This window comes from Streptomyces sp. CBMA123 (genome assembly GCF_014596465.1).
Classification (GTDB): Bacteria; Actinomycetota; Actinomycetes; order Streptomycetales; family Streptomycetaceae; genus Kitasatospora.
The window spans coordinates 38617-60008 of record NZ_MECK01000090.1; the positions used below are offsets into that span (position 1 = coordinate 38617).

Genomic DNA, 21392 nt, shown 5'->3' on the forward strand with positions numbered 1-21392 from the left:
TCGCCCCCATGCGCAGCCACCAGTACGGACCCGACCTCACCCCGCCGTGGAAGAAGCAGGAGCCGGCACCCGAGGTGCCGGCCGAGCGGGACCTGGTGGTCGAGGAGGCCGCCACCGGCTACTGCGGGGCGGTGGTGCGGTGCGAGAAGACCGCGGAGGGGTTCACCGTCACCCTGGAGGACCGGTTCGGCAAGCAGCGGGTCTTCCCGCTGGTGCCGCGCGGCTTCCTGCTGGAGGGCAAGGCCGTCACCCTGGTGCGCCCGAGCGCCCCCGCCGCGCCCCGCACCCCCGCCCGCACCGCCTCGGGCTCCCTCGCCGTCCCCGGCGCCCGCGCCCGGGTCGCCCGCGAGTCCCGCATCTACGTCGAGGGCCGGCACGACGCCGAGCTGGTCGAGCGGGTCTGGGGCGACGACCTGCGCATCGAGGGCGTCGTCGTCGAGTACCTCCAGGGCATCGACGACCTCCCCGCGATCGTCGCCGACTTCGCCCCCGGCCCAGGCCGCCGCCTCGGCGTCCTGGTCGACCACCTGCTCCCGGGGACGAAGGAGCACCGCATCGCCGCGCAGGTCACCGGCGAGTCCGTGCTGGTCGTCGGCCACCCCTACATCGACATCTGGCAGGCCGTGAAGCCCTCCTCCGTCGGCATCCCCGGCTGGCCCGCCGTCCCCCGGGGCGAGGACTGGAAGGAGGGCACCTGCCGCCGCCTCGGCTGGCCGGTGGACACCCCGGCGGCTTGGAAGCGGATCCTGTCGAAGGTGAACAGCTACCGGGACCTGGAGCCCGAACTCCTGGCGAAGGTAGAGGAGTTGATCGACTTCACGGCCCTTCCGGGTCAGGAGTAGGTCTGGAACTCCGAGGTGTCGAGCGTGACGCCCAGCAGGATGTTGTGGACCATGTCCGGCCCGGCCGTCATCACGAGTTCCCCCCTGATGAGCTCAGCCTTGAAGCCTTCAGGAACCTCCAGGCTCTCGAAGATCCCAGTCATCCGGTCATCGATGGCGGTCATCGCGCGCTCCCTCCGACGGCTGACACCACGTCAACGACAATCAGTCCACCAGGTCACGAACGACGGCGTCGGCCAGCAGGCGGCCCTGGAGGGTCAGGGTGGCGCGACCCTGCCGGTAGGGCTCCTCGGCGAGCAGGCCGTCCGCGAGGGCCTTGGCGGCGGCCCTGCGGCCCGCCTCGGCGAGGAGGTCGAGGGAGATGCCGTCGGCCAGGCGCAGTTCCAGCAGGATGCGCTCGACCCGGCGGTCCTCGTCGGTGAGGACCTCGCGGCCCAGGGCCGGGGTGCGGCCCTCGGCGAGGGCCTGGGCGTAGGCGGCGGGGTGCTTGGCGTTCCACCAGCGGACGCCGCCGACGTGGCTGTGGGCGCCGGGGCCGGCGCCCCACCAGTCGGCGCCGGTCCAGTAGAGCTCGTTGTGGCGGCAGCGGCCCTCGGGGGTGGTGGCCCAGTTGGAGACCTCGTACCAGGCGTAGCCGGCCGCGCTGAGCGCCTGCTCGGCGATGAGGTAGCGGTCGGCGTGCACGTCGTCGTCGATCATCGGCAGTTCGCCGCGCTTGACCCGGGCGGCCAGCTTGGTGCCGTCCTCGACGATCAGCGAGTACGCGGAGACGTGGTCGGGCCCGGCGCCGATCGCGGCGTCCAGCGAGGCCCGCCAGTCGTCGTCGGACTCGCCGGGGGTGCCGTAGATCAGGTCGAGGTTGACGTGCTCGAAGCCGGCCTCGCGGGCCTCGGCCACGCAGGCCTCGGGGCGGCCGGGGGTGTGGTGGCGGTCGAGCAGCCGCAGGACGTGCGGGCGGGCGCTCTGCATGCCGAAGGAGATCCGGTTGTAGCCGCCCTCGCGCAGTTCGGCGAGGTACGCGGGGTCGACGGACTCCGGGTTGGCCTCGGTGGTGACCTCGGCGTCCGGGGCGAGCCCGAACTCCTCGCGCAGGGCGGCGAGCATCTTCACCAGGTCGCGGGCGGGCAGCAGGGTGGGGGTGCCGCCGCCGAGGAAGACGGTCCGCACGGGCAGGTCGGCCTCCCCGAGCACCTTCCGGGCGTGCCGGATCTCGGCGACCACGTTGTCCGCGTAGGTCTCCTGCGAGGCCACGGCCCCGGAGGAGCGCAGTTCGGTGGCGGTGTAGGTGTTGAAGTCGCAGTAGCCGCAGCGGCTGGCGCAGTAGGGCACGTGCAGGTAGAAGCCGAACGGGCGCCGGCCCAGCCCGGCGAGGGCGTGCGCGGGCAGGGAACCGTCGGACGGCACCGGTTCGCCGTCGGGGAGTGCGGAGGGCATGCCCCCATTGTCCCGTACGGCCCGCGCGACCGGGCGCGGGCCGTACGGGAGCCGGGCTCAGGCCTCGTTGGCGCCCGTGTACATGGCGGCCACCGCGTCCGCGTAGGTCCGCTCGACCACCGGGCGCTTGATCTTCAGGCTCGGGGTGAGCTCGCCGTGCTCGATGTCGAGGTCGCGCGGCAGCAGGTGGAACTTCTTGATCGTCTGCCAGCGCTGGAGGTCGGCGTTGACCCGCTTGACGAAGCCCTCGATCAGCTGGTGCACGGCCGGGTCGGCGGCCAGCTCGGCGTAGCTCCTGCCGGCCAGGCCGCGCTCGGCGGCCCACGGCATCAGCACCGCCTCGTCCAGGCCGATCAGCGCGGTGCAGTAGTTGCGGCCGTTGCCGATCACCAGGATGTTGCTGACGAACGGGCAGACCGCCTTGAACTTGCCCTCGACCTCGCTGGGCGCCACGTACTTTCCGCCGGAGGTCTTGAACAGGTCCTTCTTGCGGTCGGTGATCCGCAGGAAGCCGTCGGGGCTGAGCTCGCCGATGTCCTCGGTGTGGAACCAGCCGTCCGGCTCCAGCACCTCGGCGGTCTTCTCCGGCAGGTTGTGGTAGCCGCGCATGACGCCGGGGCCGCGCAGCAGGATCTCGCCGTCCTCGGCGATCCGCACCTCGGTGCCGGGCAGCGGGCGGCCGACCGTGCCGATCCGCACGTCCTCCTTGCGGTTGACGCAGGAACCGGCGCTGGTCTCGCTCAGCCCGTAGCCCTCCAGGATCGGTACCCCGGCGCCGAGGAAGAAGTAGCCGATCTCGGGGGCGAGCGCGGCACTGCCGGAGACCGCGCCGCGCAGCCGGCCGCCGAAGGCCTCCCGGATCTTCGCGTACACCAGCTTGTCGGCCACCGCGTGCTGCAGCCGCAGGCCCAGCGGGGCGCTGTCGACGCCGGTGGCGATCCGGCTCTCCTGGACGGCCCGGGCGTACTCGCGGGCGACCTTGGCGGCCCACATGAAGATCTTGTACTTGGCGCCGCCCTCGGCCCGGGCCCGGCCGGCGATGCCGTTGTAGACCTTCTCGAAGATGCGCGGCGCCGAGGCCATGGTGGTCGGCCGGATGGCCGGCAGGTTGTGGATGATCCGGTCGACCCGGCCGTCCACCGCCATCACGTGGCCGGTGGCGATCTGGCCGGAGATCAGCGTCTTGCCGAAGACGTGCGACAGCGGCAGCCACATGAACTGGACGTCGTCGGGGCCGAGCAGGCCGCTGGCCTCCTGGGCCCGGCCCTCGTACGCCCAGCAGTCGTGCACCAGGCGCACGCCCTTGGGGCGGCCGGTGGTGCCGGAGGTGTAGATGAGGGTGGCCAGCTGCTCCTTGTCGAGCGCGGCCACGGCCTTCTCGACGGCGTCCGGGTGCTGCTCCAGGTACTCGGTGCCGCGTCGTTCCAGCTCGGCGAGGGTGATCAGGTCCAGCCCGGCCGTCTGGAGTGTCTCGGGCCGGGCGGCCTCGGCGGGGGCGTCGAAGAGGATCACGGTGCGCAGCTCGGGCAGCTGGTCGATGTGCTCGACGGCCTTGGCCAACTGGGCGGCGTTCTCGGCGAACAGGGCCCGGGAACCGGAGTCGGAGAGGATGAAGGCCGTCTCGTCCCCGTTGGTGCTCGGGTAGACGGTGGTGATCGCGGCTCCGGCGCACATCGCGCCGAGGTCGGTGAGGATCCACTCGACCCGGGTGGAGGAGGCCAGCGCGACCCGGTCCTCCGGCTGGATGCCGAGCGCCATCAGGCCGGCGGCCACCGCCTTGACCCGGACGGCGGTCTGCGCCCAGGTCAGCGAGCGCCACTGCTCGGCGCCCGGGGCACCGTCCGCGGCGTGCTCGTCGACCGAGGCCGGGTAGCGGTAGGCCTCGACGTTCGGGGTCGCGGCGACGCGCTCCAGGAACAGGTGGGCGACGGAGGCGGGACGCCCGGCGACGATGTCGGCACTGCCGGAGTCGATCAGGGACTGCGCGGAACTCAACGAGGACCTCCGGGGGCGGGTGGCCGTCTGAGGGATGGTCGCGGCGTCCGTGGGGGCGGCCGCCGGGCCCCGGCCGCCTGAGCGGTGGGTGGTACCGGTCAGTAACAAGGGCGCTGTCAGCAGCCTAGGGGGAAACCGGTCATTCCGTAAGGGGGCGGATCCAGCTGGCACGCCCCCGCAGCCACGGACCCGGCCCAGGGCCCGGCCATGGCAAAGGCCCGGCAAACCTCCGCCGGACGGCCCCCGAATCGTCTGTACGACGCCGCGGAACGACGAGAATTGGGGTGCGAACCCGACCGGCGACGACAAGAGTGTGCCAGTGCTGATCAGACTGCTCCGGGCGTACCTGCGCCCATATTCCCGACCGATCACCCTGCTGGTGCTCCTCCAGCTGGTGTCCACCCTCGCGGCGCTGTACCTGCCCACGCTCAACGCCGACATCATCGACAAGGGCGTGGTCACGGGCGACACCGGCTACATCCTGCGCCTGGGCGCCGTGATGATCGGCGTCACCCTCGTGCAGGCGCTGTGCTCGATCGGCGCCGTCTACTACGGCGCCCGCACCGCGATGGCCTTCGGCCGCGACGTCCGCGCCGCCGTCTTCGACCGGGTGCAGGGCTTCTCCTCCCGGGAGGTCGGCCAGTTCGGCGCGCCCTCCCTGATCACCCGCACCACCAACGACGTCCAGCAGGTCCAGATGCTGGCCCTGATGAGCTTCACCCTGATGGTCGCCGCACCGATCATGTGCGTCGGCGGCATCATCATGGCGCTCAACCAGGACGTCCCGCTGTCCGGACTGCTGCTCGCCGTCATCCCCGCCCTCGGCGTGGTCGTCGTCCTGCTGGTCCGCGCCCTGCGGCCGAAGTTCCGCAGCATGCAGGTGAAGATCGACACCGTGAACCGGGTGCTGCGCGAGCAGATCACCGGCATCCGGGTCATCCGCGCCTTCGTCAAGGACGGCCACGAGCAGCACCGCTTCGCCGAGGCCAACGAGGACCTCACCCAGGTCGCCCGGCAGGTCGGCCGGCTGATGTCCGTGATGTTCCCCGCCGTGATGCTGGTCGTGAACATCTCCAGCGTCGCGGTGCTCTGGTTCGGCGCCCACCGCATCGACAGCGGCGACATGGAGATCGGCGGACTCACCGCCTTCCTCTCCTACCTGATGCAGATCCTGATGAGCGTCATGATGGCCACCTTCATGTTCATGATGGTGCCGCGCGCCGAGGTCTGCGCCGAGCGCGTCCAGGAGGTCCTCGGCACCTCCTCCAGCGTCGTCCCGCCCGCCGCCCCGGTCACCGAACTGCTGCGCCGCGGCCACCTGGAACTGCGCGACGTCGACTTCCGCTACCCCGGCGCCGAAGCCTCCGTGCTGCACGGCATCGACCTCACCGCCCGCCCCGGCGAGACCACCGCCATCATCGGCTCCACCGGCAGCGGCAAGTCCACCCTGCTCGGCCTCGTCCCCCGGCTCTTCGACGCCACCTCCGGCCAGGTCCTGCTCGACGGCGTGGACGTGCGCGAGCTCGCCGCCGACGCGATCGCCGACAGCGTCGGCATCGTCCCGCAGAAGCCCTACCTGTTCTCCGGCACCGTCGCCAGCAACCTCCGCTACGGCCGCCCCGACGCCACCGACGAGGAACTCTGGCACGCCCTGGAGATCGCCCAGGCCAAGGAGTTCGTCGAGAAGCTGGCCGAAGGCCTGGACGCCCCCATCGCCCAGGGCGGCGGCAACGTCTCCGGCGGCCAGCGCCAGCGCCTGGCCATCGCCCGCGCCCTCGTCCGCCGCCCCGACGTCTACCTCTTCGACGACTCCTTCTCCGCGCTCGACTACGCCACCGACGCCAAACTGCGCAAGGCCCTCGCCCGCGAGACCTCCGACGCCACCGTGCTGATCGTCGCCCAGCGGGTGTCCACCATCCGCGACGCCGACCGGATCATCGTCCTCGACGAGGGCGCCGTCGTCGGCAGCGGGACCCACCACGAACTGATGGCCGACAACCCGACGTACCGGGAGATCGTGCTCTCCCAGCTCACCGAGCAGGAGGCGGCGTGACCACCCCAGGAAAGCGTGCCGGAACACCGGCCGGAAGGCCCGCCGGGCCGGACGGCGGAAAGCCGGAGGACACGCTCCCCAGCGACTCCCAGGCCGCCGCCGCCCGCCGCGGCCCGGCCGGACCGGGCCGCTTCATGGGCGGCCAGGGCACCGAGAAGTCCATGGACTTCAAGGGCTCCGGCAAGCGCGTCCTCGGCCTGCTGCGCCCCGAACGCAAGCTGCTGCTCGGCGTGCTGGCGCTCGGCGTGCTCGGCATCGGCTGCGCCGTCACCGGCCCCAAGATCCTCGGCGACGCCACCGACCTGATCTTCGCCGGCGTCATCGGCGCCCGCTTCCAGCCCGGCACCTCCAAGGCCGAGGTCATCGCCGGCCTGCGCGCCCACGGCGAGGGCGGCATCGCCGACCTGCTCGGCGCCGTCGACTTCACCCCCGGCCACGGCATGGACTTCGGCGCCATCGGCTCCATCCTGCTCTGGGTGCTCGGCATCTACGTCGCCTCCGCCGTCTTCGGCATCTTCCAGGGCCGCCTGGCCACCAAGGCGATCCAGTCGGCCAGCTACCGGCTGCGCCAGGACGTCGAGGCCAAACTCGCCCGGCTGCCGCTCAGTTACTTCGACAAGCAGCCGCGCGGCGAGGTGCTCAGCAGGGTCACCAACGACATCGACAACATCGGCCAGTCCATGCAGCAGACCATGGGCCAGGTCGTCAACTCGCTGCTCACCGTGGTCGGCGTGCTGGCGATGATGTTCTGGATCTCCCCGATCCTCGCCGTGATCGCCCTGGTCTCGGTGCCGCTGTCGGTGGTCGTCGCCGCCAGGGTCGGCAAGAAGGCCCAGCCGCAGTTCGTCCAGCAGTGGAAGTCCACCGGCCAACTCAACGCCCACATCGAGGAGATGTACACCGGCCACACCCTGGTCAAGGTGTTCGGCCGGCAGCGCGAGTCCGCCGAGACCTTCCGCGAGCACAACGACGCGCTGTACCACGCCAGCTTCCGCGCCCAGTTCATCTCCGGGATCATCCAGCCCGCGATGATGCTGATCGGCAACCTGCAGTACGTGCTGGTCGCGGTGGTCGGCGGACTGCGGGTGGCCAGCGGCTCGCTGTCCATCGGCGACGTCCAGGCCTTCATCCAGTACTCCCGGCAGTTCAGCCAGCCGCTCACCCAGGTCGCCAGCATGGCCAACCTGGTGCAGTCCGGGGTCGCCTCCGCCGAGCGCGTCTTCGAACTCCTCGACGCCGCCGAGCAGAGCCCCGAGCCGGCCATGCCCGAGAAGCCCGACACCGTCCACGGCCGGGTCGCCTTCCAGGACGTGTCGTTCCGCTACGACCCCGACAAGCCGCTCATCGAGGACCTCTCGCTCAAGGTCGAACCCGGCCAGACCGTCGCCATCGTCGGCCCCACCGGCGCCGGCAAGACCACCCTGGTCAACCTGCTGATGCGGTTCTACGAGGTCAGCTCCGGACGCATCACCCTCGACGGCACCGACATCTCCGCGATGTCCCGCGAGGACCTGCGCTCCGGCATCGGCATGGTCCTCCAGGACACCTGGCTCTTCGGCGGCACCATCGCCGACAACATCGCCTACGGAGCCGGCTCCGCCACCCGCGAGCAGGTCATCGAAGCCGCCAGGGCCGCCCACGTCGACCGCTTCGTGCGCACCCTCCCCGACGGCTACGACACCGTCATCGACGACGAGGGCACCGGCGTCAGCACCGGCGAGAAGCAGCTGATCACCATCGCCCGGGCCTTCCTCGCCCAGCCGTCGATCCTCGTCCTGGACGAGGCCACCAGCTCCGTCGACACCCGCACCGAGGTGCTCATCCAGCGGGCCATGGCCCGGCTGCGCACCGGCCGCACCAGCTTCGTCATCGCCCACCGCCTCTCCACCATCCGGGACGCCGACGTCATCCTGGTGATGGAGAACGGCTCCATCGTGGAGCAGGGCACCCACGACGAGCTGATCGCCGCCGACGGCGCCTACGCCCGGCTCTACCAGGCGCAGTTCGCGGAGGCCGTGGCCGAGGTGGACTGATCCGTCGTCACACGAAGAGCCGGGACGGGACCCTCCGTCCCGGCTCTTCGCGCGCCGGGGCCTCGCCGGAGCCGACGGGCTTCGCTACCGTGGCCCCCGCGGGCTGCGCACCACCGCCGGCCCGATCGACGCCGAACTCACCGTGTGGGCCGCCTCGGTGGAACCGCACCCGCCGGCCGCCCAGGCCGGACTGGCCGTCGACGAACGCGGCCGGGCCCTGGTGGACGACCACCTGCGCTCGCTCTCGCACCCGGACGTCCACGTGGTCGGCGACGCCGCCGCCGTCACCGTGCCCGGCATCGGCACCCTGCGGATGGGCTGCGCCACCGCGCTGCCGCAGGGCCGGTACGTCGGGCGGCTGCTCGACGGGCGCACCTCGGAGCCGTTCTCGTTCCGGTACACCGTGCAGTGCCGCAGCCTCGGCCGGCGGGACGGGCTGCTCCAGCTGGTCCACCCGGACGACGCCATGAAGCCCACCGTGTCCACCGGCGCCGCGGGGCGGCTGGCCAAGGCCGGGATTGTCACCGCCGTGCTGGCCGCGCTGAAGTAGCCCCCGTCCACGCGGAAGGGCCCGGGCGGATGCCCGGGCCCTTCCTGGTGCCGCTCGCGGCTACGCGCGTGCCGCGCCCGCGGTCACTTCTTGTCCTTCGGCGTCTCCGCGTCGGTGGACAGCGCGGCGATGAAGGCCTCCTGCGGGACCTCCACGCTGCCGACCATCTTCATCCGCTTCTTGCCTTCCTTCTGCTTCTCCAGCAGCTTCCGCTTACGGGAGATGTCACCGCCGTAGCACTTGGCGAGGACGTCCTTGCGGATCGCGCGGACCGTCTCACGGGCGATCACCCGGGAGCCGATGGCGGCCTGGATCGGCACCTCGAACTGCTGGCGCGGGATCAGCTTCTGCAGCTTGCCGGCCATCATCACGCCGTAGCCGTAGGCCTTGTCCTTGTGCACGATCGCGGAGAACGCGTCCACCGGGTCACCGTGCAGCAGGATGTCGACCTTGACCAGCTGGGCGGTCTGCTCGCCGATGGGCTCGTAGTCGAGCGAGGCGTAGCCGCGGGTCTTGGACTTCAGCTGGTCGAAGAAGTCGAAGACGATCTCGGCGAGCGGCAGGGTGTAGCGCAGCTCGACCCGGTCCTCGGACAGGTAGTCCATGCCCTGGAGGTTGCCGCGACGCGACTGGCAGAGCTCCATGATCGCGCCGACGAACTCGTTCGGCGCCAGGATGGTGCCGCGCACGACCGGCTCGTAGACCTCGGAGATCTTGCCGGTCGGGAACTCGCTCGGGTTGGTGACGGTGTGCTCGCTGCCATCCTCCATCACCACCCGGTAGACCACGTTCGGGGCGGTGGAGATCAGGTCGAGGTTGAACTCGCGCTCCAGGCGCTCCCGGATGATCTCCAGGTGCAGCAGGCCGAGGAAGCCGCAGCGGTAGCCGAAGCCGAGCGCGACCGAGGTCTCCGGCTCGTACACCAGGGCGGCGTCGTTGAGGCGCAGCTTGTCCAGGGCGTCGCGCAGCAGCGGGTAGTCCGAGCCGTCCAGCGGGTACAGGCCGGAGAACACCATCGGACGCGGTTCCTTGTAGCCGCCCAGCGGCTCGGTGGCGCCCTTGTGCATCGAGGTGATCGTGTCACCGACCTTGGACTGCCGGACGTCCTTCACACCGGTGATGATGTAGCCCACCTCGCCGACGCCGAGGCCGTCGGCGACCTTCGGTTCGGGCGAGATGACGCCGATCTCCAGCAGCTCGTGGGTGGCGCCGGTGGACATCATCTGGATGCGCTCGCGCTTGGTGAGCTGGCCGTCCACGACACGGACGTAGGTGACCACGCCGCGGTAGGAGTCGTACACCGAGTCGAAGATCATCGCGCGGGCCGGGGCGTCCTTGACGCCGACCGGGGCCGGGATGGTGTTGACGATGTGGTCCAGCAGGTCCTCGACGCCCAGACCGGTCTTGGCGCTGACCTGGAGCACGTCGGAGGGGTCGCAGCCGATGATGTGGGCGATCTCGGCCGCGTACTTCTCCGGCTGGGCGGCCGGCAGGTCGATCTTGTTGAGGACCGGGACGATCGTGAGGTCGTTCTCCAGCGCCAGGTACAGGTTGGCGAGGGTCTGCGCCTCGATGCCCTGGGCCGCGTCGACCACCAGGATGGTGCCCTCGCAGGCCGCGAGGGAGCGGGACACCTCGTACGTGAAGTCCACGTGGCCGGGGGTGTCGATCATGTTGAGGATGTGCGTCGTCCCGGCGTCCGGCCCGGTCTTCGGGGCCCACGGGAGGCGGACCGCCTGCGACTTGATGGTGATGCCGCGCTCACGCTCGATGTCCATGCGGTCGAGGTACTGGGCGCGCATCTGCCGGGGGTCGACCACGCCGGTGATCTGCAGCATCCGGTCTGCGAGCGTCGACTTGCCGTGGTCGATGTGGGCGATGATGCAGAAGTTGCGGATCAGCGCCGGGTCGGTACGGCTGGGCTCTGGCACATTGCTGGGGGTCGCGGGCACCTTGGTCCGATTCTCCGTTGGTCCGGGGCCGGGGGTGTCCGGATCATCGCTGACCGGCTATCCCGGGGACCGGACAGTCTCGTCCGATCGAAATAGTTCCTCCCATCCTCCCACGACCACGACCCGGGGCGCCGTTCGGGCACCTCACAGCCTTCCGTCACCCCGCCGCACGGCTTCCGCTCCCCCACTGCACAGCCTTCCGCCACCCCACCGCTCGGCGGCAGGATGGCCCGCCATGATCCTCGAAAGCGCCCTGCTCGACGTCCTGCCCGACCGGGAGGACGAGTTCCTCGCCGCCTTCGCCGAGGCCCGCCCGCTGATCGCCGTCCAGCACGGCTTCCGCTCCCTGGAACTGCGCCGCTGCCTGGACGAGGGGCGCGGCTCCCGGTTCCTGCTGCAGGTGGAGTGGGAGACCCTCGCCGACCACACCGAGGGCTTCCGCGGCTCCGCCGAGTACCTCCGGTGGCGCGAGCTGCTGCACCGGTTCTACCGGCCGTTCCCGGACGTCGAGCACTACGGGGAGCCGGTACTGAGCGCTTAGCCCCGCGGGCGGGCCCGGCGGTCGGTTTGGGGCGGGCGGCGGGCCCCTGGTAGCGTGGGCTGCTGCACCTGGCCCCGGCATGCCCTCTCAGCTGACCCGATGGCCTGCGCGTGCAACGCTCCCCAGCCTCCGGCCGGGGGGACCCCAGAACCCGTTCAGACAAGACTGAGGCTCCTTCGTGGCGAACATCAAGTCCCAGATCAAGCGCAACAAGACCAACGAGAAGGCGCGCCTGCGCAACAAGGCCGTCAAGTCCTCGCTGAAGACCGCCCTGCGCAAGGCCCGCGAGGCCGCTGCCGCCGGTGAGACCGAGAAGGCCGCTGTGCTGGCCCGCGCCGCCTCCAAGGCGCTGGACAAGGCCGTGAGCAAGGGCGTCATCCACGCCAACCAGGCCGCCAACAAGAAGTCGGCCATCACCAAGCGCGTCAACACCGCCGTCCAGGCCTGACGCCCTCGGGGGCGCCTCGCCCCCACCGCCGCGGAGTGACCCGGCCCTCTACCCGGAACTCCGAGGCGCGCGAGACTCGCACCGTACGCGGCCTGCGTTCGCCACGCGGGTGCGGTGCACAGCAGTTGTACGACAGGCGCCGTGGTCGGCCTCCTCAGGGAGGCGGACCACGGCGCCTGTCGCGTTCCGCGCCCCGGCCGCTATGGTCGATCACGCGCGACCGGGGGTGCGGGGAGCACCCGCGGCGCCAGCCCAGAGGGGGAACTTCCATGACGACGCCACCACCGCCACTGCCGTCCTCGGCACCGAACGGGCCGGGGTACGGGTTCCCGCAGCAGTCGGGCACGCCAGGGGTACCGGGGGCTGGGGTACCGGGGGCTGGGGCGCCGGGGGTGGCGGCACCGGGGGTGGGGGTGCCCGCGCCGGGGATGGCGGCGCCGGCCGCCGGCGGGTTCGGGCCGCCGCCCGGGCTGCCGACCTCGCCGGGAGCGCCTGGCACACCCGGCGGCGGCACGACGCCGCGCAAGGGCGGGAACCTGCGCCGCAACGCCGTCTGGGCCTTCGTCGGGGCACTCCTCGCCTCGGCCGGCTGGACCACCGCCGTGCTGGTCGTCCCGGACCTGGTCAGCAGCGACTCCTCGCCGCGCAGCCTCGGCAGCTACCACCTCTCGGACGACTTCTGCGCCACCGCGAAGCCCTCCCGGCTGCTGGCGACGTACTCCGTCACCACCGATGCCAACTCGCCGTCCCACAACACCGACCGGACCGCCGCCCTGGACAGCATGAACTGCTCCATGTCGCTCAAGCGGACCGGCGGCGGCAGCGACAGCGAGTACGCCAGCGTGTACATCCGCGCCGACCTGCACAAGGCCGTCAACCCGGCGCCCGAGCAGGACGCCGGCAAGGAGTTCTACCGGACCCGGGGCTACCAGATCACCGACATCCCGGGGCTCGGCGAGGCGGCGTTCTTCATCTACAAGGACGACAGCGGATCAGGCTCGTACCACAGCCTGTTCGCCGAAGTGCAGATCCGCGACGGCGCAATGACCTACTCCATCAGCTACAACGCCAGTTACACCCAGGGGAAGTCCACCCCGCCGTCCATGACCGAGCTCCGCAACGACCTGCAGACCGACGCGGACAACGCCGTACGGGCCATGCGCAAGTAGCGGCCCGGGGCCGCGCGCGGGAGCGGGCCAGCAGGACGGGCGGGGGCGGGGTCAGGAGAACAGGGCGGGAGCGGGTCAGTAGGACGGGCGGGAGCCGGCCCGGGCGGCCTTGGCGACGGCGACCACCGCGCGCTCCAGGGCGAAGGCCGGGTCGGCCGAACCGCCCTTGACGTCGGCGTCGGCCCGGGCGATGGCGGTCAGCGCGGTGGCCACCGCGTCGCCCGTCCAGCCGCGCATCTGCTGGCGGACCCGGTCCACCTTCCACGGCGGCATGCCCAACTCGCGGGCCAGATCGGCCGGACGCATGTTCCGCCCGGTCGTCGCCAGCCGTCCGATGCTGCGCACCCCGGAGGCCAGCGCGTAGGTGATGCCGGTCGGCGGCTGGCCGACGGCCAGCGCCCAGCGCAGCCGCTCCAGCGCCTCCGCCGCCCGGCCGGTGACGGCCAGGTCGGCCACCTCGAACCCGGTCGCCTCGGCCCGGCCGCTGTAGTAGCGGGCCACCACCGTGTCATCGATCGCGCCCTCGACGTCCGAGGTCAACTGACTGCAGGCGGCCGCCAGTTCACGCAGGTCGCTACCGAGCGCGTCCAGCAGCGCCTGGCAGGCCTCCGGGGTCGCGGAGCGGCCCAGGGTGCGGAACTCACCCTTGACGAAGGCCAGTCGCTCGCTCGCCTTGGCCAGCTTGGCGCAGGCCACCTCGCGCCCGCCCGCCTTGCGACCGGCGTCCAGCAGGCCCTTGCCCTTGGCCCCGCCGGCGTGCACCAGCACCATGATCACTTCTTCGGCCGGGTCCTCGAGGTACGCCTTGACCTCCTTCACCGAGTCGGCGGAGAGGTCCTGCGCGGCCCGGACCACGATCACCTTGCGCTCGGCGAACAGCGAGGGCGTGGTCAGCTCGGCCAGACTGCCGGGCTGCAGCCCGCCGGGCGGCACGTCCCGCACGTCGGTGTCCGGATCCGCCGCCTTCGCCGCGGCCACCACCTGGGCGACCGCACGGTCCAGCAGCAGCTCCTCCTGGCCGACCGCGAGGGTCAGCGGGGCGAGCAGGTCGTCGGGTGCACTCTTCCTGGCCATCGCCTACCAGCATCCCACGCGCCGCGGACACTCCCGCCCGACGGCCGGAGCCGGACCGTCCGGACCCCGACCGCCCGAACCCCGAACCCGAACCCCGAACCCCGAACCCCGGCTACCCGGGCCACCGCACCCGACCTGGAGAATGGCCCGGTGACCGAGAACCACACCACCGACCTCCCGGACGTCGTCGACCCCTTCGTCCGCCAGCTGCTCGTCCTGCCCGACCGCGACACCGCCGACGAGGCCGCCGAGGAACTCTCCGCCGCCCACCCCGACCTCGGCGAACTGGAGATCGTCCGCGACGCCCTGGCCGGCGAGGACGACGCCGAGGACGCCCAGTGGCTGGTCGTCCTCGACCCGCCGTCCGACGGCTGGACCCCGGCCCTGCTGCACGCCCTCGACACCGTGGCCACCTCGTACGAGGGCTGGCGCGAGGAGGCCTGACCGACACCGCGACGCCGCGACGCCGCCCGCGCGCGGCGTCGCGGCGTTGGGTGTCCGTTGCGGCGTCCGTTGCGGCGTTCAGCGCGGGAGCACCCAGTCCGGCCGCCACGTCCCGGCGGCGTCGTGGGCGGGCGCGGCCGCGGCCAGGTAGGCGCGGAGGGTGGCCAGGGCCGGGTGGGGGTTGTCCCGGTGCCACAGCAGCGAGTGCGGGTAGACCAGCGTCGGGTCCGTCACCGGGATGCGGCGCAGGCCGTGGCCGGCCGGCCAGACCAGGCGGGTTCGCTCGCTCATGAATGTCGCCAGGGCCGGGGTGTCGGCGACGGTGTCCAGGAGCGCGTCGGAGCCGAAGTTGGGACCGGTCGCCTCGATGGTGAGCCCGAACTCGGCGACGAGGTCGTCGTAGTAGGCGGCCCACTCGGTGCCCGGGGCGATGCCGGGCATCCAGATCCGGTGGCCGACGAGCTGGGCGACGGTCACCGAGCGGGCACCCGCCAGCACGTGGGCGGGCCCGGTGAGGAGTTGCAGCGGCTCGTCGAGCACCCGGACGGACTCGACGTCCTCCGGGAAGGACCGGCCGGGCGCGGCCACCGCGCGGAAGGACGCGTCGATCGTCCCCGAGCGGATCGCGGTGACGGCCGCCCCGACGTCGAACAGCATCACCACGTCGAGCTCGACCTCGGGGTGCGCGCGGTGGAAGTCCCGCATCAGCCCCGAGCCCGCGCCGCGCGAGGCGATGATGTCGACCCGCAGCGGCCGACGGCCGGTGCGCACCGAGGCGACCGCCCGCTCGGCGGCGCGCAGCAGTTCACGGGCGTGCGGCAGGAACGCCTGCCCGTCGATGGTGAGTTCGGCGCCGCGCGGGGTGCGGGTGAACAGCCGCACCCCGAGATCGCGCTCCAGCGCGGCGATGCGCTTGGAGACGGCCTGCTGGGTGATCGACAGGTCGGCGGCGGCCTTCTGGAACTGGCCGGCTTCCGCGGCGGCGGCGAAGGTGCGTACGGCTTCGAGGTCCACGTCGGCCCACCTTAGTGAACAACGGACGGTTGTACCCAGGCCGTAGGACGGTTGTTTGACCTGCGGACACGCCGCTCGGTTAGCTCTCACCGGTCAACGTCGGATTGTGCGGACGAGATACCGAGGGAGCACGCCGGACATGCTGGGTTGGGTGGGCAGGAGACGGCTCGGGCCGGGGTTCGGCCGGCTGTGGGCGGCGTACGCCGTCAGCGCGTACGGTTCCGGGCTGGGCTTCGGGGCACTTCCGCTGCTGGCCGTCCTGGTGCTGCACGCCGGACCGGCCGAGGTGTCCGCGCTCTCCGCGGTGGGGCCCGCGGTGGGCGCGCTGATCGCGGTACCGCTCGCGCCCTGGGTGGAGTTCCGGCGCAAACGCCCGGTGATGATCGCCATGGACCTGGCCCGGTTCGCGGCCATGGCCACGATCCCCCTCGCCTACGCCCTCGGACGGCTCGGCTTCGTCCAACTGCTCGCCGTCTCGGCCGTGGTCGCCGCGGCCAAGATCGCCTTCAACGCCGCCAGCGGCGCCCACCTCAAGGCCCTCGTCCGGCCCGAGGACCTCCTGGTCGCCAACGCCCGCTTCGAATCCACCAACTGGAGCTCCATCGCGATCGGCCCCCCGCTGGGCGGCGCCGCGATCGGCCTCTTCGGGCCCGTCACCACCGTGATCGCCGACGCGCTCAGCTACCTGCTCTCCGCCGCTGGCATCACCGCCATCCGCGGCCGGGAGGAACCGCCCCAGCCCGCCGCCGGAAGCCCGGCAGGGGCGGGCAGCGGAAGCTCCGTACGGGCCGGCGGCCTGCGGGCGGGCGCACTGCTCGACGGCTGGCGGCACATCCTCGGCGACCCCGCACTGCGGGCGCTCTACCTCAACAACCTGCTCGTCGGCGGGCTGATCATGGCCACCGAACCGCTGCTGGCCGTCCTCATGCTGCGCCAACTCCACTTCCCGCCCTGGCAGTACGGCCTCGCCTTCGCCGCCCCCTGCCTCGGCGGACTGATCGGCTCCCGGCTGGCCCGGCGCGTGGTGGCCCGCCACGGCCGGCACCGGGTCTTCCGGACCGTCGGCACCCTGCGCGCCGTCTGGCTGATCGGCCTGGTCCTCGTCCGCCCCGGCGTCGTCGGCCTACTCATCGTGATGGCCGTCGAGCTGGCGATCATCGTCAACATGAGCCTGTACAACCCGGTGCTCGCCACCTACCGGCTCGAACGCACCCCCAAGCACCTCCTCGCCCGCACCCTGTCCGCCTGGTCCATCGGCCAGCAGGCGTCCATCGCCATCTGCACCGCCCTCGGCGGTCTCCTCGCCGACACCACCGGCCCGCGCACCGCCCTCGCGGTCGCCGGACTGCTCATCCTGGCCACCCCGCTCCTCCTCCCCCGCCACGACCGGACGGCGGCGCCGCACCAGCCGGAACCGTCCCTCAGCCGCTCCTGACCCACCGGCGGCCGCCACCCGGCGACCGGCCGCCACCTCCTGTCCGACGGCGTCGCCGACCCGGCCCCCGGCCGCCACGACGTCCTGCTCCGCCAGGCCCTCCCCGGCCGGGCCCGCATCGTCGGCACCACCGAACGGAACGCCCTCCTCCAGGCCTGTGCCCCAGCACCGGGGCACAGGCCACCGCCCCAGTACCGGGACGCCGGACCGGCGGCTCCCGCACGGCCTCACCAATTCGGGTGAAGGTTCGCCCACCGACCGATGGGCCGGCGACCGGCCGCCGTAGCCTCGGTGGCGCCCCGTCGCCACCGAGGTGCGCGCTCCGGGCGAAGCCGCGGAATCCGTCGACTCGGAAGGCCCTCGACACCATGACCCGCTCATCGGACGAAAGCGACGAGACGACTGGCAGGCCCTCCCGCCGCCGGCTCCTCACGATCGGCATCGGCGCCGCCGTGGGGGCGGGGGTCATCGGCTCCGGCGCTCCCGCAGCGATCGCCAACGGCCCGTACGACCCGACCAGTTCGACGATCGCCACCAAGCTGAAGAACCTCAGCGGCCCCGTCGAGACCGGGCCGTTCGCCGCGCCGTGGACCGACCTCGGCATCCCCGTGCTGTGCCCGAACGGCACCATGCTCTTCGTCTGCGGCGACACCTTCGACGGCGGCCAGGTCGGCGCCACCGACTGGCGCGCCCCCGTCGGCCTGCGCTCCGGCAGCACGGACCTGAACAACCTCCGCATCGACGGCAGCGTCGGCGGCGGCCACGCCAACAGCCTCGTGGACGAGCCGCACAACCCGGTCGGCGACAAGTTCACCACCGCCATCCCGTCCGACGCGTTCGTCGTCGACGGCGTGATGTACATGCACCTCATGCGCGGCGTCATCTACGACACCCACCACACCGACTTCTGGCGCTCCACCGACAACGGAGAGACCTGGCAGTACCTGTGCCAGTGGCCCGGCGACCTGTACGGCGGCCAGTTCCAGCAGAAGACGTACGCCGTGGCCGACGACGGCTACTGCTACGTGCTCTCCACGGTCTTCAACCGCGAGGTGGAGTCAGGGATGCTGCTCCACCGGGTGCGGAAGGAGAGCCTCGGCAACCCGGACGCCTACGAGCCCTGGGGCTACGCCGACGGCGGCTGGCGCTGGAACGCCCCCGCCCCGACGACCGTCTTCGGCACCCGCAAGTGGGGTGAGATGTGCTTCCGCGCCATGGACGGCAAGTACGTCCTCACCTGGCTGAACATGGACCCGCTGTCGATCAGGGCGATGGTCTTCCCGCTCCCCACCTCGGACCTCACCAGGACCCTGGAACAGACCATGATCCTCCCCGGCACCCCCGGCCAGGAGGCCGCCAACCTCGTCGCCAGCCCGTACGGCGGCTTCGTCATCCCCGGCTCGACGTTCGGCGACTTCCACATCGTCGTCAGCCAGTGGTACGACCCGACGAACTACCGGATCATGCAGTACCGGATCAACATGCTCTCCTGAGCCCGTCGGTGCCTGGTCCCTCGACGGCTCGCTCCGAGCCGGGGCCGTGCGCCTGCCCTCATGTCCCTACCGGGGGCGTGGGGTTGGGCAACATGGGCTGGGGTCTGGGGCTGGGGTCTGGGGCTGGGGTCTGGGGCTGTTCTCTGCGGCGTGCTCCGGGCTGGCCCGGAGCACGCCGCAATCGCTTTCCCCGGGCCCCCGCCCCCGCCCCCGCCCCCGCCCCTCCCTCCACCTCCCCCACCCCTACCTCCTGCCCACCCCATCTCGTGGAGGGAAGAGGAGAGCGAGGGTCATCGGGGCGGGGCGCGGGGCTTGCGGGTGGAGCGCCCGGAGGAGGAGTGCCCCGAGCGGGTCGCGTGGGCGGGCTGGGGGTGGACGGCGACGGCGAGGGTGGACGGGGAGTCGCCGGTCACGGCGATGTCCCCCGCGCGGTCGGTTCGCAGGACGGTGGCACCCAGTGCCCGCAGGCGGTCGACCGTACGGGGTGACGGATGCCCGTACGCATTGCCCTCGCCGCAGGAGATCAGGGCGAGCCGAGGCCGCAGGGCGCCGGTCAGGTCCCAGTCCTGATGGGCCGAGCCGTGGTGGGCCACCTTCAGGACGTCGACCCGGCCCAGGCGGCCCACCAGGGCGGACTGGGCGGGCGGTTCCAGGTCGCCGAGCAGCGCCATCCGCAAGCCGCCGGCCAGCGACACCACCATGGCCACGCTGGCGTTGTTCGCACCTGGCGCGTCGACGACCGCTCCGGGATCGGGCCACACCACGTCCCAGGCCAACTCCGCACCGACCGAACGCCGTTCACCACGGCCCGCACGCAGCAGCGGTACAGCGGCCCCCGCCACCCAGGCCGTCACCCTGGCCACCTCGCCCGGCGGGTCGTCCAGCACCGTGCCCTCGACCGCGCCCACCTGGCGCCCCCGCAACACCCCTGGTACGCCCTCGACGTGGTCCGCGTGGAAGTGGGTCAGCATCAGGAGCGGCACCCTGGTGACGCCGAGTTCGCGCAGGCACCGGTCGGCGGCCTCCGGATCCGGCCCCGTGTCGACCACCACCGCACTGTCCGGAACACCGGTCGAAAGGGCCAACATGTCTCCCTGTCCGACGTCGCACATCGCCAGCCGCCACCCCGGCGGCGGCCAGCCCGTGGCGATCCGGGCAAGCTGCGGCGGGCGCAGCAGGACCGCCAGCAGCACCACCAGCAGGGTGCCCGTCACCAAAGCCCGGGCCCAGCGCCGCCGACCGCGCACCCGCCGGCCGGATTCCGTCCGCCGAGGCAACAGCAGAGGAGCTGCCCAGCAGGCGGCCAGGGTCACCAAGGCGACCGTGATCACCCCGAACCACCCGCCGGGCCAGGACAGTTGGCCGCCGGGCAGCTCGGCCCCGCGCCGTCCGACGAAGGCGAGCCAGCTGGCCGGCACCCCGGCCGGCTCGGCCAGCAGCCGGGCCAGGGACGGGAAGAACGGCTGCAGGGCGAGCACCCCGAAGCCGAGCAGTGTCGCCGGGGCCACCGCCAGCTCGGCCAGCAGGTTGCACGGGACGGCGACCAGGCTGATGTGTCCGGACAGCACCACCGTCACCGGCGCGCACAGCGCCTGCGCCGCCGCCGTGGCCGCCAGCGCACCCGCCAGGTGGTGCGGCCAGCGCCGGGCCCGCAGGGACTCGGCCCAGTGCGGACCGAGGACGAGCAGCCCGGCGGTGGCGAGCACCGAGAGCAGGAAGCCGTAGGAGCGGGCCAGAAACGGGTCCCACAGGACGAGGACCAGGACGGCCCCGGCGAGCGCGGGGACGGCCCTACGGGGGCGGCCGGTGGCCAGGGCCAGCATGCCGATGAGTCCTGTTCCCGCTGCCCGCAGCACGCTGGGCTCGGGCCGGCAGACGGTCACGAAGGCCAGCACCAACCCCGTGCCGAGCAGGGCGCTGGTGCGCAGCGACAGCCCCAGCAGCGCGGCCACCCCGCGCCGCTCCGGGGTGCCGGCCTGGCCGGGGGCGCCCAGCAGTACGCCGAGGACGATCGCCAGGTTGGCCCCGCTGACCGCCACCAGGTGCACCAGGTCGGTGGCCCGGAAGGCGTCCACCAGGTCGTCGGGCAGCCGCGAGGTGTCGCCGACGACCAGCCCGGGGAGCAGTCCGCGCGCGTCCGGCGGGAGCCCGTCACTGGCCGTGCGCAGCCCCTCTCGCAGCCGCCCGGCGATCCGCTGCGGCAGGTTGGGCGGTGCGAGCCGCCGGGGCGGGCCGTGGACGACCAGCAGCGCTGCGGACTCGGTGTCGTAGCCCTCCCCCGCCGACCGCACCTCGGCCTCGACGGACAGCCGCTCGGACGGCAGCAGCCGCAGCCAGGGCTTGCTCTCCGGCCCGCGGACCATGACGGTCACCGGGGTGTGTGTCCGGGTCGCCCGCCCGTCCGGGAGGACGGTGGCACGGTCGGCCACGGCCTCGACGGTGAGCAGGGTCTGTCCCCCGGTGGTGCCGCCCCGGGAGGTGTGGACCTTCGGGTCGCCCTCGACGGTCAGCTCCACCTCCACCGCCGGGGCGGGCTCGCCCGGGGACCGCGGGGTCGCCTGCTCGGCCGCGCGGGCGAGTTCCGGCAGGGGCCCCCGGTGCAGGTCGGCGGTGTGCAGCGGGGTCGCGATCGCGGCCGCCGCGCCGGAGAGCAGGACGGCCGCCAGCGCCACCGCGGCCCCGCGCCGACGCAGCAGGCCCGGTCGGGCGAGCAGCAGGACGGCCACGAGCACGGCGCCGCCGGCCAGCGAGAAGAGCGGCAGCTCGGTTCCCGGCCCGAGGGGCAGGAGCACCGCCGTGACCAGCCAGGCCGACACGGCGGGCAGCAGCAGCCGGAAGTCGGCACCCGAGGACCGGGCACGCGGGAGCGAAGCGGTGGTGGTGGCGGTGGTGGACAAGGCGGCTACCTCCCTTCG

Annotated in this window: 17 protein-coding genes; 10 read left to right on the forward strand and 7 right to left on the reverse strand. The window is 72.5% G+C overall.

What is annotated here, in order from left to right; all coding sequences use genetic code 11:
* Nucleotides 1-8 precede the first annotated feature (8 nt).
* Complete coding sequence (locus BG452_RS13180; protein ID WP_188304455.1) at nucleotides 9-842, forward strand: DUF3097 domain-containing protein; 834 nt, start codon at nucleotides 9-11, stop codon at nucleotides 840-842.
* On the opposite strand, the gene BG452_RS13185 is transcribed toward BG452_RS13180, so the two are convergent.
* The 3 genes from BG452_RS13185 to BG452_RS13195 are packed head-to-tail and all read right to left on the reverse strand — an operon-like array spanning nucleotide 833 to nucleotide 4271.
* On the reverse strand, nucleotides 833-1006 hold the full coding sequence (locus BG452_RS13185; RefSeq protein ID WP_317621018.1) for a hypothetical protein: 174 nt from the start codon (nucleotides 1004-1006) through the stop codon (nucleotides 833-835). The two genes, BG452_RS13180 and BG452_RS13185, sit on opposite strands and share 10 nt — an antisense overlap.
* A 40-nt stretch (nucleotides 1007-1046) precedes the next feature.
* The gene (gene hemW, locus BG452_RS13190) at nucleotides 1047-2276 is read right to left on the reverse strand and encodes a radical SAM family heme chaperone HemW (protein WP_188304456.1); all 1230 of its coding nucleotides are present in this window, start codon (nucleotides 2274-2276) and stop codon (nucleotides 1047-1049) included.
* Between the two features lie 57 nt (nucleotides 2277-2333).
* On the reverse strand, nucleotides 2334-4271 hold the full coding sequence (locus BG452_RS13195; protein WP_188304457.1) for an AMP-dependent synthetase/ligase: 1938 nt from the start codon (nucleotides 4269-4271) through the stop codon (nucleotides 2334-2336).
* 319 nt (nucleotides 4272-4590) lie between these two features.
* On the opposite strand from BG452_RS13195, the gene BG452_RS13200 reads away from it, so the two are divergent.
* The 3 genes from BG452_RS13200 (at nucleotide 4591) to BG452_RS13210 (ending at nucleotide 8907) form a co-directional block, all read left to right on the forward strand.
* Nucleotides 4591-6324, forward strand: coding sequence for an ABC transporter ATP-binding protein (locus BG452_RS13200; RefSeq protein WP_188304458.1), 1734 nt, complete (start codon nucleotides 4591-4593; stop codon nucleotides 6322-6324).
* A 134-nt stretch (nucleotides 6325-6458) separates the two neighbouring features.
* The gene (locus BG452_RS13205; RefSeq protein WP_188304476.1) at nucleotides 6459-8357 is read left to right on the forward strand and encodes an ABC transporter ATP-binding protein; all 1899 of its coding nucleotides are present in this window, start codon (nucleotides 6459-6461) and stop codon (nucleotides 8355-8357) included.
* A 124-nt stretch (nucleotides 8358-8481) separates the two neighbouring features.
* Nucleotides 8482-8907 (forward strand): FAD-dependent oxidoreductase, encoded by a 426-nt coding sequence (locus BG452_RS13210; RefSeq protein ID WP_317621020.1) that lies wholly within the window; start codon nucleotides 8482-8484, stop codon nucleotides 8905-8907.
* A gap of 83 nt (nucleotides 8908-8990) precedes the next feature.
* Here the strand turns inward: BG452_RS13210 and lepA are convergent, their stop codons facing one another.
* Nucleotides 8991-10859 carry a translation elongation factor 4 gene (gene lepA, locus BG452_RS13215; RefSeq protein WP_188304460.1) on the reverse strand — a complete coding sequence of 623 codons (1869 nt, stop codon included), beginning with the start codon at nucleotides 10857-10859 and terminating at the stop codon, nucleotides 8991-8993.
* Between the two features lie 235 nt (nucleotides 10860-11094).
* Between lepA and BG452_RS13220 the strand changes: the two genes are divergently transcribed.
* The 3 genes from BG452_RS13220 to BG452_RS13230 all read left to right on the forward strand — a co-directional run bounded on the left by BG452_RS13220 (nucleotide 11095) and on the right by BG452_RS13230 (nucleotide 13017).
* A complete protein-coding gene (locus tag BG452_RS13220) occupies nucleotides 11095-11400 on the forward strand; it encodes an antibiotic biosynthesis monooxygenase family protein (RefSeq protein WP_188304461.1) in 306 nt (101 codons plus the stop codon).
* A 178-nt stretch (nucleotides 11401-11578) separates the two neighbouring features.
* Nucleotides 11579-11848, forward strand: coding sequence for a 30S ribosomal protein S20 (rpsT, locus tag BG452_RS13225; protein WP_045938443.1), 270 nt, complete (start codon nucleotides 11579-11581; stop codon nucleotides 11846-11848).
* A 428-nt stretch (nucleotides 11849-12276) separates the two neighbouring features.
* Nucleotides 12277-13017, forward strand: a complete 741-nt coding sequence (locus BG452_RS13230; protein ID WP_188304462.1) for a hypothetical protein — start codon at nucleotides 12277-12279, stop codon at nucleotides 13015-13017.
* Between the two features lie 75 nt (nucleotides 13018-13092).
* On the opposite strand, the gene holA is transcribed toward BG452_RS13230, so the two are convergent.
* On the reverse strand, nucleotides 13093-14091 hold the full coding sequence (gene holA, locus BG452_RS13235; RefSeq protein WP_188304463.1) for a DNA polymerase III subunit delta: 999 nt from the start codon (nucleotides 14089-14091) through the stop codon (nucleotides 13093-13095).
* A 150-nt stretch (nucleotides 14092-14241) separates the two neighbouring features.
* Here holA and BG452_RS13240 point away from each other — a divergent pair, with 150 nt between their 5' ends.
* On the forward strand, nucleotides 14242-14535 hold the full coding sequence (locus tag BG452_RS13240; RefSeq protein ID WP_317621019.1) for a hypothetical protein: 294 nt from the start codon (nucleotides 14242-14244) through the stop codon (nucleotides 14533-14535).
* A 78-nt stretch (nucleotides 14536-14613) separates the two neighbouring features.
* Here BG452_RS13240 and BG452_RS13245 read toward each other — a convergent pair whose 3' ends face one another.
* On the reverse strand, nucleotides 14614-15549 hold the full coding sequence (locus tag BG452_RS13245) for a LysR family transcriptional regulator (RefSeq protein WP_188304464.1): 936 nt from the start codon (nucleotides 15547-15549) through the stop codon (nucleotides 14614-14616).
* A 139-nt stretch (nucleotides 15550-15688) separates the two neighbouring features.
* Here BG452_RS13245 and BG452_RS13250 point away from each other — a divergent pair, with 139 nt between their 5' ends.
* Together BG452_RS13250 and BG452_RS13255 are read left to right on the forward strand one after the other, a co-directional pair.
* On the forward strand, nucleotides 15689-16984 hold the full coding sequence (locus tag BG452_RS13250; RefSeq protein ID WP_188304465.1) for an MFS transporter: 1296 nt from the start codon (nucleotides 15689-15691) through the stop codon (nucleotides 16982-16984).
* 368 nt (nucleotides 16985-17352) lie between these two features.
* Nucleotides 17353-18477 (forward strand): DUF4185 domain-containing protein, encoded by a 1125-nt coding sequence (locus BG452_RS13255; RefSeq protein WP_188304466.1) that lies wholly within the window; start codon nucleotides 17353-17355, stop codon nucleotides 18475-18477.
* 290 nt (nucleotides 18478-18767) lie between these two features.
* Here BG452_RS13255 and BG452_RS13260 read toward each other — a convergent pair whose 3' ends face one another.
* Entirely contained in the window at nucleotides 18768-21374 is a 2607-nt protein-coding gene (locus tag BG452_RS13260; RefSeq protein ID WP_188304467.1) for a ComEC/Rec2 family competence protein, read from the reverse strand.
* Nucleotides 21375-21392 lie beyond the last annotated feature (18 nt).

What these genes read in the sequence shown, in the direction of transcription:
- BG452_RS13250 (WP_188304465.1), top strand. Translation starts at nt 15,689, where the DNA reads ATGCTGGGTTGGGTGGGCAGGAGACGGCTCGGGCCGGGGTTCGGCCGG.
- BG452_RS13205 (WP_188304476.1), top strand. Translation starts at nt 6,459, where the DNA reads ATGGGCGGCCAGGGCACCGAGAAGTCCATGGACTTCAAGGGCTCCGGC.
- BG452_RS13180 (WP_188304455.1), top strand. Translation starts at nt 9, where the DNA reads ATGCGCAGCCACCAGTACGGACCCGACCTCACCCCGCCGTGGAAGAAG.
- BG452_RS13220 (WP_188304461.1), top strand. Translation starts at nt 11,095, where the DNA reads ATGATCCTCGAAAGCGCCCTGCTCGACGTCCTGCCCGACCGGGAGGAC.
- BG452_RS13230 (WP_188304462.1), top strand. Translation starts at nt 12,277, where the DNA reads ATGGCGGCGCCGGCCGCCGGCGGGTTCGGGCCGCCGCCCGGGCTGCCG.
- holA (WP_188304463.1), bottom strand. Translation starts at nt 14,091, where the DNA reads ATGGCCAGGAAGAGTGCACCCGACGACCTGCTCGCCCCGCTGACCCTC.
- BG452_RS13185 (WP_317621018.1), bottom strand. Translation starts at nt 1,006, where the DNA reads ATGACCGCCATCGATGACCGGATGACTGGGATCTTCGAGAGCCTGGAG.
- BG452_RS13255 (WP_188304466.1), top strand. Translation starts at nt 17,353, where the DNA reads ATGACCCGCTCATCGGACGAAAGCGACGAGACGACTGGCAGGCCCTCC.
- hemW (WP_188304456.1), bottom strand. Translation starts at nt 2,276, where the DNA reads ATGCCCTCCGCACTCCCCGACGGCGAACCGGTGCCGTCCGACGGTTCC.